Annotated in this window: 12 protein-coding genes; 3 read left to right on the top strand and 9 right to left on the bottom strand. The window is 43.4% G+C overall.

All coding sequences use genetic code 11. The features are described 5' to 3' along the window. Positions 1-762 precede the first annotated feature (762 nt). The gene (locus Q0688_RS15110) at positions 763-1608 is read left to right on the top strand and encodes an HDOD domain-containing protein (protein WP_299078483.1); all 846 of its coding nucleotides are present in this window, start codon (positions 763-765) and stop codon (positions 1606-1608) included. Between the two features lie 30 nt (positions 1609-1638). Here Q0688_RS15110 and Q0688_RS15105 read toward each other — a convergent pair whose 3' ends face one another. Continuing rightward, on the bottom strand, positions 1639-2448 hold the full coding sequence (locus Q0688_RS15105; protein WP_299078480.1) for a thioesterase family protein: 810 nt from the start codon (positions 2446-2448) through the stop codon (positions 1639-1641). 235 nt (positions 2449-2683) lie between these two features. Between Q0688_RS15105 and Q0688_RS15100 the strand changes: the two genes are divergently transcribed. Together Q0688_RS15100 and Q0688_RS15095 are read left to right on the top strand one after the other, a co-directional pair. After that, the gene (locus Q0688_RS15100; RefSeq protein ID WP_299078477.1) at positions 2684-3988 is read left to right on the top strand and encodes an MFS transporter; all 1305 of its coding nucleotides are present in this window, start codon (positions 2684-2686) and stop codon (positions 3986-3988) included. 126 nt (positions 3989-4114) lie between these two features. Further along, positions 4115-4945, top strand: a complete 831-nt coding sequence (locus Q0688_RS15095) for an alpha/beta hydrolase (protein ID WP_299078474.1) — start codon at positions 4115-4117, stop codon at positions 4943-4945. A gap of 75 nt (positions 4946-5020) precedes the next feature. Here the strand turns inward: Q0688_RS15095 and lgt are convergent, their stop codons facing one another. The 8 genes from lgt to Q0688_RS15055 all read right to left on the bottom strand — a co-directional run bounded on the left by lgt (position 5021) and on the right by Q0688_RS15055 (position 13071). Next, positions 5021-5803, bottom strand: coding sequence for a prolipoprotein diacylglyceryl transferase (lgt, locus tag Q0688_RS15090; RefSeq protein ID WP_299078471.1), 783 nt, complete (start codon positions 5801-5803; stop codon positions 5021-5023). Between the two features lie 78 nt (positions 5804-5881). Then, on the bottom strand, positions 5882-6127 hold the full coding sequence (locus Q0688_RS15085; RefSeq protein WP_299078469.1) for a hypothetical protein: 246 nt from the start codon (positions 6125-6127) through the stop codon (positions 5882-5884). Between the two features lie 3 nt (positions 6128-6130). Next, a complete protein-coding gene (locus tag Q0688_RS15080) occupies positions 6131-7033 on the bottom strand; it encodes a hydroxymethylglutaryl-CoA lyase (RefSeq protein ID WP_299078466.1) in 903 nt (300 codons plus the stop codon). 1 nt (position 7034) lies between these two features. Beyond that, positions 7035-9044 carry an acetyl/propionyl/methylcrotonyl-CoA carboxylase subunit alpha gene (locus tag Q0688_RS15075; RefSeq protein ID WP_299078463.1) on the bottom strand — a complete coding sequence of 670 codons (2010 nt, stop codon included), beginning with the start codon at positions 9042-9044 and terminating at the stop codon, positions 7035-7037. Between the two features lie 3 nt (positions 9045-9047). Continuing rightward, positions 9048-9842 (bottom strand): enoyl-CoA hydratase/isomerase family protein, encoded by a 795-nt coding sequence (locus Q0688_RS15070; RefSeq protein WP_299078460.1) that lies wholly within the window; start codon positions 9840-9842, stop codon positions 9048-9050. Positions 9843-9855: 13 nt separating this feature from the next. After that, positions 9856-11463: a carboxyl transferase domain-containing protein gene (locus tag Q0688_RS15065; RefSeq protein ID WP_299078457.1), complete on the bottom strand. Its 1608-nt coding sequence runs from the start codon at positions 11461-11463 to the stop codon at positions 9856-9858. Positions 11464-11509: 46 nt separating this feature from the next. Further along, positions 11510-12679, bottom strand: coding sequence for an isovaleryl-CoA dehydrogenase (locus Q0688_RS15060; protein WP_299078454.1), 1170 nt, complete (start codon positions 12677-12679; stop codon positions 11510-11512). Continuing rightward, positions 12676-13071, bottom strand: a complete 396-nt coding sequence (locus Q0688_RS15055) for a MerR family DNA-binding transcriptional regulator (protein WP_299078451.1) — start codon at positions 13069-13071, stop codon at positions 12676-12678. The genes Q0688_RS15060 and Q0688_RS15055 overlap by 4 nt, the downstream gene beginning before the upstream one ends. Between the last annotated feature and the right edge of the window lie 75 nt (positions 13072-13146).

Below are 13146 nucleotides of genomic sequence, written 5' to 3'. Positions count from 1 at the left end.
GGTCGTTAGCTCAGTTGGTAGAGCAGTTGACTTTTAATCAATTGGTCGCTGGTTCGAATCCAGCACGACCCACCATCTTTTAAGTTTTCTCTAGATTCAAAATATTCAAATACTCAAAACTTCTAATAAACTTTGATTTAGTCGTGCTGAACTCGAACACATGTTCAAGCGTTGCATTTTGTGAAATCTTTAAAGTAGTCAAATACACGTCCCTGATGATCGGCACCCAAACTCGACGTCCGTGTCGGATTGTTTAGCCAGGCGCAGCGGTGCTGCTAAAGAGACTGGTTAAACCCCACCATCTTCTTAGTTGTCACAAAACATAAACACCACTATTTTCTTAAACATATTCAATAATCTGACGTAGGTCGTGTTGGACGAGAACCAGCGTGGTTCGACAATTTGTATGGAACAAATTGTACAGCCTCTGGCTGCCCGAAGGGTGAGTATCATGGATGATACGAATAACTAAATTGTCTGGAACAATTTTGAACATGCGCAGCATGGCCCGCAGGCAGTTAGTGTCGTTTCCGAAAGTCGTTATCGGGAACCTAGTGTCTTCCCTACCTGCAACACCAAAGTAACTGGGATCCCCGCCAGCGAGGATGACGCTTATGTCAGACGTCTGAATTCATCGATATTATTCAGAATAAAGATGAATATTTTGTCCTATTATATTTTGGGATGGTGAAAGATTGGGGATGCAGCAAGTTCAATCATCGATTACACTGCTTATCATATAATCTAAGGTGAATGATATTGATGGATCTACAAGACTATACAGCGAGTGCCGGCGATATTTTTGTGTTACCCGAGGCTGTTATAAAAATTAAGCAATTAATTGATGATGACACCACTTCTATGGATGATATTGCACAAGTCATTAATTACGACCCAGCCATAATGTCGCAAGTCTTAAAAGTATCTAACAGTGCTTTATATAAGTTTCCCAATAAAATTACGACCGTCACTAAAGCTATTCAGGTGATTGGCACTAAGTCTATTTACGACCTTGTATTAGCTTATGGTGTGGCAAGTGCATTTAAGAGTATTGAGCCAAATGTGATCGACTTAGAAAAGTTTTGGGAGCAAGCTGTAAGCTGTGCCCTAATATGTAAATATTTGGCTGAAGAGGTGGGCTTAAAAGAGCCAGAGAAGATGTTTGTTTGTGGTCTATTGCATAATATTGGTGAGCTGGTATTGGTGCAGCTAAACCCTACAGCAGCGTCAAAATGCAGTGCTATTTCAAGTGACAATACCCCTTTAATGATGCAAAACACTCACCTTGGTTTTTGTTACGCTGATCTCTCAGCTGAGCTCTTAAAATTGTGGGGTATTCCCACAGGTATTTCACAGGTTGTAGCAAAAACTCATGTTAGTGAGCATCTAGCCGTCAGCAAAGAAGAAAAAATTATTCAACTGGCCTATATGTTGGCACTTAACAATGTAAACAGTGACTTGTACTTAACTCACTCTAAAGTAACAGACGAAATGTACGAGAGTTTAATGCTTGATATAGATAGTGTGAACAGTGCTCTTGATTTTAGTAATTTACAATTAATTGGAGCCTTAGCCTTGTTTAGCCCGTCTTCATTTTCGATGTTCTAACAATATTGCTGTTGGTAGACGCCAATTGGATTAAGCAAATACTGCCACGACTTGTCTACTAATAGCCACTAATTCGCCGTGTTTATCCCAAATGTTGGCTTCGGTATGGGCATAACCATCGACTGCTTGTCGGGTCTGAGCTTGATATGCAAACCAATCTTCACCAGCTATCTTTTGATGGGGGTGGATAAACTCTAAATTCCAACTCATGGTACTTGCCATGGCGGGCACTTTTAACATTTGTAATACAGTGGGTGGCCAAATATCTATGAGCGCCACTAGATGTGCGTCAGTAAAATCACTTGGTGGCTGATTAAATCGCATCCAGCCATGTACATCACCTTCCTTTAAGCCATAAAATGGCAAACCACCTTTAGTCGGGATTAAGTTGAAATGCTTTAAGAAGCTTGGGGCTAACTTTAATGGTGGAGGCATCACATTGGATCGCTGCGGATAGTCCATGGTGTGCTGTAAATTACTGGTGATTTGAATACTGGATTGCCTTGCAACGCCAAAGCTTGCTTGGCTCATTACTGCAACTTGATTATTTTGTATTAATCGCCCGATTACCTGAGTGACATTTTTACCTTGCCTTAACACTTCAACATTAATATTAAATTCACAATCTGACTCAATCGGTGCAATGAAGTTAGTGTTAAGTGAGCGCAGAACATTATCGTCTGCCACCGCCTCTCGCATGGCTTGATACACCAAGGCCGCGGAGACACCGCCGTATAAGGTTCGTCCTTGAGCCCAGCTACTTGTAACGGATAGATTAATATCGCGATTGCTTAATTTGAATTGCTGTTTAACCGAGTGTAATAAAGTATCAATATGCATGGGTTGATGTGACTCCGAAGGCGGATGGTTACTCAGAAACTGGTCTGATTCGAGGCTAATTATCATAAACTTTAGTTGACGCAAGACAATTTCATGTCTTTATGAATGAGCATAACTGCCTGTTATACTTACAAAAAATTAACAATTTAACTTGAATTTACTAGGCTTGCCCCCGTAACATGAGGTCATCAAAAACTTAGCTCCAAGTATATTATCGATGGCAAGTGAAGAGACAATGAGTAGCACTATTGAAGAAACACCCACAGCTGTTTCAAATGGTTATAGAAACTATGTGCTATGTATTTTAACTTTGATTTATGCTTTTAATTTTATTGATCGCCAAATTATTGGGATCTTGTCACCTTTTATAAAGGCTGATTTAGGCCTTGATGATGCCCAGTTAGGTTGGCTGAAAGGATTATATTTTGCCTTGTTATACACAGTGTTGGGGATTCCCATTGCTTGGCTTGCTGACAGGTACAGTAGGGTCAATATTGTTGCCATTTCACTTACACTTTGGAGTGGTTTTACCGCGGCATCTGGGCTTGCCACAAACTTCACGCAACTTGCCTTAGCGCGTATTGGTGTTGGTATAGGTGAAGCCGGCGGTAGTCCTCCTTCTCATTCGATTATTTCTGATTTATTTCCTAAAGAAAAACGAGCCGGTGCCTTAGCGATTTATTCGATGGGGATCCCCTTTGGAATTATGTTTGCTTTCTTTGCCTCGGCTTTTTTCCTTAAAGGTGGTGAGGCGGACTGGCGTATAGTGATGATTGCCGTAGGTTTACCAGGCGTGGCCTTAGCCCTGTTGCTTAAGCTAACGGTTAAGGAGCCGCCCCGTAGTGGCAATATGCAAACGGCATCGGCACAAAATAATTCATGGCAGTCTATTAAGGCACTCTTGTCGATTAAGTCGTGGTGGGGCATGTGTTTTGCCATTTCTTTTGGCTCTTTTGGTAATTACGCCATATCCACTTGGATGATTGATTTCTATGTGCGGGCTCATGCTGGGTTAGATATCACCCAATTTTTGATTACCTTAGGGATTATCAATGGTACTGCTTATGCTGGCGGTGTTTGGCTTGGCGGTGTGTTAGTTGATAAATGGAGTAAAACCAACAAAGGTGCTTATGGGCTAGTGCCAGCGTTGGCCTTAGTCGTGGGTGCACCAGCGTATTATCTGTCGTTACAAGTGGAATCACTGTGGTTATCTATTGGTTTGGTCACGGTTTTGCTGTTTACCAGTGGATTTTATTTAGGGCCTTCTTTTGCTTTGGCACAAACCTTGGCTCCGGTAAAAGTGAGAGCCATGTCTACGGCGTTATTTTTCTTTGTACTGAATATTATTGCCTTAGGTGGCGGTCCTACTTTTATTGGCATAGTGAGTGATTTTTATACGGCCGAGTACGGTGAGGTAGAATCCTTAAGGATGTCATTGGCGTGGCTTGCGGTTCCCTATGTGCTGGCGATAATTGCATTCTTTTGGACGGCCAAAAAGATACCTGCTGATTGGCAGGCAGCTGAAGAGCGAAATGGTTAAGGATGATTGTTTGATACTATCTCTAGTTGTAAAATAGCATTGTATGGCTCCAATATTCAGGTATTGGGGCCATTATTATTTTTAATCTAATCACTCTCATAAAAACTCCCTAATAACAGGCAATAGATGACCAACTCAACCAATATACACCTACATTTTGCGCATGCTAATGGATTTCCTGCAGGCAGCTACCAGCAGTTGTTTCAGCAGTTTCCCAATGATTTCAAGGTGCATGCTATAACTAAGTTCGCACATTCATCGCGTTATCCCGTGAATGCCAATCTAAGCAATCAAGTAGCAGAACTTATTGAATATCTCACTCAAAATGTTGCTAAACCTGTTTATGCTGTAGGGCACTCTATGGGGGCTGTGGTGTCTTTTATGGCAGCCTGTGAAAGGCCAGACTTAATCAAAGGAGTAATTATGCTCGATCCTCCTATTGCTTCAGGCTTGGCCAGAGTTGCCTTTAAATTGCTTAAGTATTCCCCGTTAATTGACAAATTTTCGCCAGCAGGAAAAGCAAAAGTACGTTGTCAAAGTTGGCCATTAGGGACAGACGTGGTGGCTTATTTCAAAGCGAAGGCACTATTTAAACATTTTCAATTAGAATGTATCCAAGACTACGTGTCAGCTGTTATAGACGAGCGAGAAGGAAAATTACAACTTAACTTTGATGCGCAAATTGAAGCGAGTATTTACCGCAATGTGCCCCACAACTTGAACAAATATTACCAGCGGTTATCTGTACCCGGTTTATTGCTCACAGGCAGTAACAGCGACGTATGTGTGCCAGCACTTTTGGGTAGTTTTGTTAAAAAGACGAAGATTGAACAAAAGGTCTTTGCTGGACATGGGCATATGTTTCCTTTGGAGCAGCCACAGCAGGTAGCAGATATGATCACTGAAAGAATACGAACATGGGAGGCTAATGATAGTGTAAAGAGTAAAACCGTTTAACTGAGTACAGTATAATAGTTGCGCTTACTTAATTAATCGGTCGTTACTCATTATTAGATTCATTGTTTGGCTTGATTAAGACGCGGCTTTTTTCCACGCATTAAACAGTAAATAAATCCCCACCACGAAAAATGGAATACTCAATAGTTGCCCGGTACTTATAAGTGTATCTGAGGCATAGGCCGCTTGTTTGACTTTAACAAATTCGATGAGGTATCTAGCGGTAAAAACCAAGCATAAAAATGCACCTAACAGGGCGCCTCCATGCTTTTTAATTGCAGTAAAGCGATACAACACCACTAGCGTTGCGAATATACTTAAGTAGGACAATGACTCATATAATTGTGCGGGGTGTCTTGGAAGTAGATCGACCCGAGCAAATACCACAGCCCAAGGTAAGTCGGTTTGAATACCGATAATTTCAGAATTCATAAAGTTGGCAAAGCGTACAAAAAAACCAAATAATGCGGTCGCTATAGCCACCCGATCTAATATCCACATAAAGTTAAGCTGGTGCTTTTTGGCGAAAAAATACATGGCGATGATCACACCTGCGCCACCGCCATGACTGGCTAGGCCGCCTTCCCAAATGGCCAAAATTTTAAATGGGTTACTGAGGTAATATTGTGGATCGTAGAATAAACAATGTCCAAGTCTGGCACCTACAATGATACCGAGAACAGCGTACATTAGTAGCGAATCGAGTAATTCCATTTTGATTTTTTCTTGGATGAATATCCACTTCAATACTTGCAAACCTGCAAAAATAGCGGTGGCAAACAAGGCGCCATACCAATGTATTTTTAATCCAAATAATTCAATTAATACTGGGTTAACGTCCCAAGTAAAAAACTCCATTTGCTCTACCTTACTGCTGTTTATGTGTCACTGAGTTGAATAGCAATATTGTACCCGAATGAATTTTTAAAATAGAGATTAGTTTTTTGTTTGGGTGTATTTTTTCTTTGTTAAGCGTGGAGGGCGGCCTGTTATCACCACGTAATAAGCCAAAACGCAAAGTAGTGAAAATACAATCATACTGACGCTGACTTTTTGCCAGCCATCAATAAATAAGGTGTAAAACAACATGCCCACCACTAGTAGGGTAGGCGAGGCGACAAGGGCAATCATAATCCGTACATTAGGTGGTAAGGTTTTAGTTTTAGAAGTAACCTCAGTCAAAACTTATTGTCCTTGTGCATTCAAAGCTAGCGCTACTTTAGAATTCGATTGCCTGCCTAAAACCTGCATCATAGTTAAGCCTGCCGCGGTGAGCTTGTTTAGGTCTATGCCGGTTTTGATATTCATACCATTCAGCATATACACCAAATCTTCGGTGGCCACATTGCCAGACGCCCCTTTAGCATAAGGACAACCGCCTAAACCCGATACTGCGCTATCCACCACTGAAATACCCTGTTGCAGTGCCACTAAAATATTGGCTAAGGCTTGACCGTAGGTGTCATGAAAATGCACTGCTAATTTATCAGCGGGGATTTTTTCTAACACCGCTTCTAACATTTGTTGAGTTTTGATTGGCGTACCTACACCAATAGTATCGCCCAGCGACACTTCATAGCAGCCCATATCTAATAACTGCTGGCTAACCTCTGCCACTTTTTGCGGCGCAATATCCCCTTCGTAAGGGCAGCCTAAAACACAAGACACATAACCTCTTACCGGGATATTTTGCTTTTGTGCCAGTTCTATCACAGGTAAAAAACGCTGTAGGCTTTCTGCGATGGAGCAGTTGATGTTCTTTTGCGAAAAAGACTCAGAGGCCGCGCCAAAAATCGCCACTTCGTCGGCTTTGGCTTCGATTGCCGCTTCTAAACCACGTAGGTTTGGGGTTAGGGCGGCGTAACTAACTTTAGGGCTTCTTTTTATCTGCTGAAATACCGCGGTACTGTCAGCCATTTGTGGCACCCATTTGGGCGACACAAAACTACCGGTTTCGATCACGGCGCAACCTGCATCGGCAAGTTGCTCCACTAAGGCTACTTTGGCGTCTAACGGCACTACGCCTTTTTCGTTTTGTAAGCCGTCTCTAGGGCCTACTTCGACTATTTTGACTGAGGTTGGCAGCATTTTAACTCGCCTTTTCTGAGGGTTGGAACGCTAGTAACTCTACGCCGCCATCTACCAGCTCGCCTGCTTTAAAATAGAACTCACTGACCACACCATCTGCTGGGGCTTTTAAGCTGTGTTCCATTTTCATGGCTTCCATCACCATAAGAGTTTGGCCTTTTTCAACTGACTGTTGTGGCTCAACTAAAATCGCCACCACAGTGCCATTCATGGGCGCGACAAATCCAGCGTCTGCGGCATTGTCTTCGATATCACCTAAATCGGCCTGAATGTTATTAAAGCGAATGACCTTACCGTTACTAAATATCGAGTAACCATCTTGATGAGCCGTGACATTAGCCAAGGTTTTGTGACCATTGATAGTGGATAACATCTGGTTTTGCGCAAGCTCTCCACTGCAATGGTAGTTTTGTTGACCCACAGTGATAGAAAACACACTTTTCGCGCCCATACCAATTTGACTAACTTGCACGGCATAGGTGTTTTCGCCTACTAACAAGTCCAAAGTTTGAATATGTTGTTCATTGGCGCGCCATGCGTTGCCTTGTGCCCAAGGTGAGTGGCTATCTTGCTGACTAGTATTGGAATTTTGCTGGGTATTGAGCATCAAGTACAAGGCGGCAACTGGCAATAAAGTTTGCACATCTTGGGCTTCATTGAGCTGCAACAACTCTTGGTTTTTTTCGATAAAACCAGTGTCGATTTGTTCATTTTTGAACGGCTCGCTGTTAGCTAAGTTGTACAAAAACTCAATGTTGGTGACCACACCGTCTATATGATATTCGGTTAAGGCTTTGGTTAATCGTGCTAAGGCCTTTTCGCGGTTTTCGTCCCAAACAATCAATTTGGCAATCATAGGATCGTAGAACACTGACACATCGTCACCTTGCACCACACCGGTATCCACTCTCACATGTTGTGATTCAACAGGCGGCTGTAATAACGACAAAGTACCAGTAGCAGGTAAAAAGTCATTATTAGGATCTTCGGCATAAATTCTGGCTTCAAAGGCGTGGCCATGGATCCCCAATGCATCTTGTGCCATGGGTAGCGTTTCGTTATTGGCCACCCGTAATTGCCACTCAACTAAATCTTGGCCGGTGATCATTTCGGTAACTGGATGTTCAACCTGCAAACGGGTGTTCATTTCCATAAAATAGAATTGACCGTCGCTGTCTAATAAAAACTCCACTGTGCCTGCACCAGCATAATTGATGGCTTTGGCCGCTTTTAATGCTGCTTCACCCATTTGCGCTCTAAGCTCTTTGCTCATGCCAAAGGCAGGGGCTTCTTCGATGACTTTTTGATGGCGACGCTGCACTGAGCAATCTCGTTCAAACAAATAAACGCCATCGCCAAAATTGTCACAGAACACTTGGATTTCAACGTGTCTGGGTTGAGTGAGGTATTTTTCAACTAACATCAAATCATCGTTAAAACTCGACATGGCTTCGCGTTTAGCTGCGGCTAAGGCGTCATTAAACTCCTCAGAACTCCATACTTGGCGCATACCTTTACCACCGCCACCGGCAGCCGCTTTTAGTAATACCGGATAACCCATTTTGTCGGCGTGAGATTTTAACCCTGCCTCGCTTTGGTCATCGCCATGATAGCCGGGTACTAAAGGTACATTGGCTTTTTCCATAATGTTTTTAGCGGCAGATTTTGAACCCATAGCTTCAATTGCAGCAACCGGAGGGCCCACAAAAACAATATTATTTTGCTTGCATAAATTAGCAAAATTGGCATTTTCGGATAAAAATCCATAACCAGGGTGAACGGCATCTGCGCCTACTTGCAGGGCAATCTGAATGATCTTTTCGCCTTGTAAATAGCTGTCTTTTGAAGGTGATGGCCCTACATAAACTGCTTCATCTGCCATTTTTACGTGCAACGCTTGTTGGTCAGCATCTGAATATAAGGCAACGGTTAACACACCCATGCGTTTAGCCGTTTTGATAATACGGCAGCTGATTTCGCCGCGATTGGCAATCAATAATTTAGTGAACATATGTTACTCCGTTAGCCAGTTAGCAGGACGTTTTTCTAAAAACGCATTCAGGCCTTCTTGACCTTCTTCTGAGACTCTAATCTCGGCAATTTTTTCGCTGGTGCTGGCCAAAAGTTCAGCCGTCACTGGCTGGTTTTGTACAGAAAAAATAAGCTGCTTAGCTTCACGGATAGCCGCGGGTGAATTTTTTAACAAGTGTTCAATCAAGCTTGCAACTGTGCTTTCGAGTTCTTCCTCGGTCACCGCTTCGCTTAATAAACCAATACGTCTGGCGCGCATAGCCGAAAACACTTCAGCGGTGGTGAAATAGCGTCGTGCTAATCTGGCACCAATTGCATCAATTACATAAGGGCTAATAGTCGCAGGAATAAGTCCTAGCTTCACTTCACTTAAACAAAAGCGACTTAATTTACTGGCAATGGCCATATCACAACAAGCCACTAACCCTACTCCGCCACCAAAAGCTGCACCTTGCACTTTGGCAATAGTGGGTTTATTTAAGTTGTTTAGGGTAAAAAACATTGTTGCTAGTGCGTTGGCGTCAGTTAAATTCTGCTCATAGCTGTAAGTCGCCATGCGCTGCATCCAGTTTAAATCGGCGCCGGCACAAAAGTTTTTACCAGATGACGCCAATACCATCACGCGAATATCGTCATTGTTATGAATTTGCGTAAATATCTCGGTGAGCTTAACAATTAACTTATCGTCAAAAGCATTGTGGATCTCTGGCTGATTGAGGGTGACGGTAGCCACACCCCTGTTGTCTATTTCAAATAACACGTTATCGGTTTGGTTCATGATCATTCCACCCTTACATTCTAAAGACACCAAACTTGGTGTCCTCTATGGGTTTATTTAAGCTAGCTGAAATACTCAATCCTAATACTTGACGAGTGTCTGCTGGATCGATAACACCATCGTCCCACAAGCGCGCCGAGGCATAATAAGGATGGCCTTGGGTTTCGTAGGTATCGATTATAGGTTGTTTAAATTCGGCTTCTTGCTCGGCGCTCCATTGTTCGTTGATGCGCTCTTTTTGTTCCCGCTTCACTTGGGACAACACACCAGCAGCTTGTTCACCGCCCATCACCGAAATACGGGCATTAGGCCACATAAACATAAAACGAGGATCGTAAGCACGACCACACATACCGTAGTTACCGGCACCAAAGCTGCCACCAATCAACACAGTAAATTTCGGTACTTTGGCACAAGCCACAGCCGTGACCATTTTTGCACCATGTTTGGCTATGCCGCCAGACTCGTACTGTTTGCCCACCATAAAGCCGGTGATGTTTTGTAAAAAGACCAGCGGAATTTTACGCTGGGCACACAGCTCAATAAAGTGCGCGCCTTTTTGCGCCGATTCAGAAAACAAAATACCGTTATTGGCCACTATGCCCACGGGATAACCATATATTCTGGCAAAACCACAAATCAGAGTTTGACCGTACAAGGCTTTAAATTCATCGAATTCTGAACCATCTACAACTCGCGTTATCACTTCTCGCACGTCATAAGGCTGGCGAGTATCTTTAGGGATAACACCGTAAATTTCTTCGCTGCCATAATGTGGTTCAATGGGTTCACGCACATCAAGTTCAATGGTTTTGTTTCGATTTAAGCGGGCAATGGCATCTCGCGCAATTTTTAATGCGTGGTGATCATTATTGGCTAAGTGATCCACCACACCAGAGGTGCGGCAATGCACATCGCCGCCGCCTAAGTCTTCAGCGCTGACCACTTCACCTGTCGCGGCTTTAACCAGTGGCGGTCCACCTAAAAAGATAGTGCCTTGATTTTTAACAATAATAGACTCGTCGGCCATAGCCGGCACATAAGCACCGCCAGCAGTACAAGAGCCCATAACCACAGCAATCTGCGGAATGTTTTGAGCAGATAAGTTCGCTTGATTGAAGAAGATGCGGCCAAAGTGTTCACGGTCGGGGAATACTTCATCTTGACGGGGTAAGTTTGCCCCGCCCGAGTCAACCAAATAAATACAGGGCAAATTGTTTTGTTCGGCTATGGTTTGCGCCCGTAAGTGCTTTTTCACTGTGAGAGGGTAATAACTGCCGCCTTTTACCGTGGCATCATTGGCCACTATCATACATTCAACGCCCGATACTCGGCCGATACCCGCAATCACACCTGCTGCAGGTACGTTATCTTCGTAAACCATATAGGCGGCTAATTGAGATAATTCTAAAAACGGCGAGCCGTCATCGAGTAGTGTGTTAATACGCTCTCTAGGCAGTAGTTTGCCACGGTCTAAATGACGTTGGTTGGACTTTTCACCGCCACCTTGTTTTATGGTGGCAACTTTGTCTTTTAAGTCGTCGACTTGTACTTGCATATGCTGGGCATTCGCCACAAAGTCTTGGCTTTTAGTATTTAGCTTACTGATGATTTTCGGCACAGTGCTGCTCCGGTAATTTTATAATTCGATAATTCTAAGGGCGCGGTTAAGTTGACTCTTTAAACAACTCGCGGCCAATCAACATTCTGCGTATTTCTGAGGTGCCCGCACCAATTTCGTATAACTTGGCATCACGTAATAAACGCCCAGCAGGGAATTCGTTAATGTAACCATTGCCACCTAAAAGTTGGATAGCATCGAGCGACATTTTAGTAGCCAATTCCGCAGCATAAAGAATAGCGCCAGCGGAATCTTTGCGAGTGGTTTCACCTCTGTCACATGAACGAGCAACCGCATACACATATGCACGGGCGGCATTCATTTGGGTGTACATATCGGCTACTTTGCCTTGCACCAGCTGAAATTCACCGATAGATTGACCAAATTGTTTACGGTCGTGGATATAAGGTACCACTAAGTCCATACAGGCTTGCATAATGCCCAGAGGCCCACCGGATAACACCACACGCTCGTAGTCTAAGCCGCTCATTAATACTTTTACGCCTGCCCCTTCTTGGCCTAAGATATTATCTGCTGGCACTTCACAATCTTGAAACACCAATTCACAAGTATTCGAGGAACGCATACCTAGTTTGTCGAGTTTTTGCGCCTGACTAAACCCTTTAGTGTCACGCTCTACAATAAAGGCCGTCATACCTTTAGGACCTGCAGCCATATCGGTTTTGGCATAGACTACATAGGTTTGCGCATCTGGGCCGTTGGTAATCCACATTTTATTGCCGTTTAACACATACACATCGCCGCGTTTGTCGGCGCGGAGTTTCATGCTCACCACATCAGAGCCAGCATTAGGCTCACTCATAGCTAATGCGCCAATGTGTTCGCCGCTGACCAATTTAGGTAAATATTTTTGTTTTTGTGCTTCGCTACCGTTTTTGTGAATTTGATTCACACATAAATTTGAATGGGCTCCGTAACTCAGTCCGATACCTGCCGAGGCGCGGCTGACTTCTTCCATGGCTATCACATGAGCCAAATAACCCATATCCGAACCACCGTACTGCTCTTTAACCGTGACTCCTAATAGCCCCATTTCGCCTAATTTTGGCCAAAGTTCATTAGGAAAACCATTGTCTTGATCGGCTTTTTCTGCCAAAGGCGCAATTTCACCTTGAGCAAAGTTATAGACGTGGTCGCGTAACATGTCGATGTCTTCACCGAGACCAAAATTTAAAGTGGGGTAAGGGGCGTTCATGCGGTTTGTCCTTGGGTTAGTGTATTGAGTTCATTTTGACAACGGGCTTCTACGTCTTCTAGTTCAGTCTTCAACATTTTGATGTCTTCAAGCTGTTGTTGCATATAAGCGCGTTTTTCGGCGGTCATTTTAAGCATAGCTTCAAGCTGTGCTTTAGAATTTTGGTGACTGTCATACAAACTAAACAGCGTATTGGTTTCAGCTAGAGAAAAACCTAATCGTTTACCACGCAAAATCAGTTTTAAACGCACCAGATCTTTTTTCTTATAAATGCGATGTTGACCAATTCTAGTCGGGTTTAATAAACCTTGCTCTTCGTAAAAGCGAATGGAGCGTGGCGTAATGTCCATGGATTTGGCTAATTCACCTATGCTAAACGTCTGTTCACTCATGCTGTGCTCGTCTGTAGATAGTCAATAATTTGTTAATAAGGTTTACGTTTACGTAAACTGTAAGGCAATGTAAAC

The sequence above is a fragment of the uncultured Paraglaciecola sp. genome, from assembly GCF_937123705.1.
In the GTDB taxonomy this organism is placed as follows: domain Bacteria; phylum Pseudomonadota; class Gammaproteobacteria; order Enterobacterales; family Alteromonadaceae; genus Paraglaciecola.
Note: the sequence above shows the minus strand (reverse complement) of the source record. Positions and strands in the feature narration are given on the sequence as shown.

Coding starts and splice junctions, on each gene's coding strand:
- Q0688_RS15110 (WP_299078483.1), top strand. CDS start 763: ATGGATCTACAAGACTATACAGCGAGTGCCGGCGATATTTTTGTGTTA.
- Q0688_RS15105 (WP_299078480.1), bottom strand. CDS start 2,448: ATGCATATTGATACTTTATTACACTCGGTTAAACAGCAATTCAAATTA.
- Q0688_RS15100 (WP_299078477.1), top strand. CDS start 2,684: ATGAGTAGCACTATTGAAGAAACACCCACAGCTGTTTCAAATGGTTAT.
- Q0688_RS15095 (WP_299078474.1), top strand. CDS start 4,115: ATGACCAACTCAACCAATATACACCTACATTTTGCGCATGCTAATGGA.
- lgt (WP_299078471.1), bottom strand. CDS start 5,803: ATGGAGTTTTTTACTTGGGACGTTAACCCAGTATTAATTGAATTATTT.
- Q0688_RS15080 (WP_299078466.1), bottom strand. CDS start 7,033: ATGCTGCCAACCTCAGTCAAAATAGTCGAAGTAGGCCCTAGAGACGGC.
- Q0688_RS15075 (WP_299078463.1), bottom strand. CDS start 9,044: ATGTTCACTAAATTATTGATTGCCAATCGCGGCGAAATCAGCTGCCGT.
- Q0688_RS15070 (WP_299078460.1), bottom strand. CDS start 9,842: ATGAACCAAACCGATAACGTGTTATTTGAAATAGACAACAGGGGTGTG.
- Q0688_RS15060 (WP_299078454.1), bottom strand. CDS start 12,679: ATGAACGCCCCTTACCCCACTTTAAATTTTGGTCTCGGTGAAGACATC.
- Q0688_RS15055 (WP_299078451.1), bottom strand. CDS start 13,071: ATGAGTGAACAGACGTTTAGCATAGGTGAATTAGCCAAATCCATGGAC.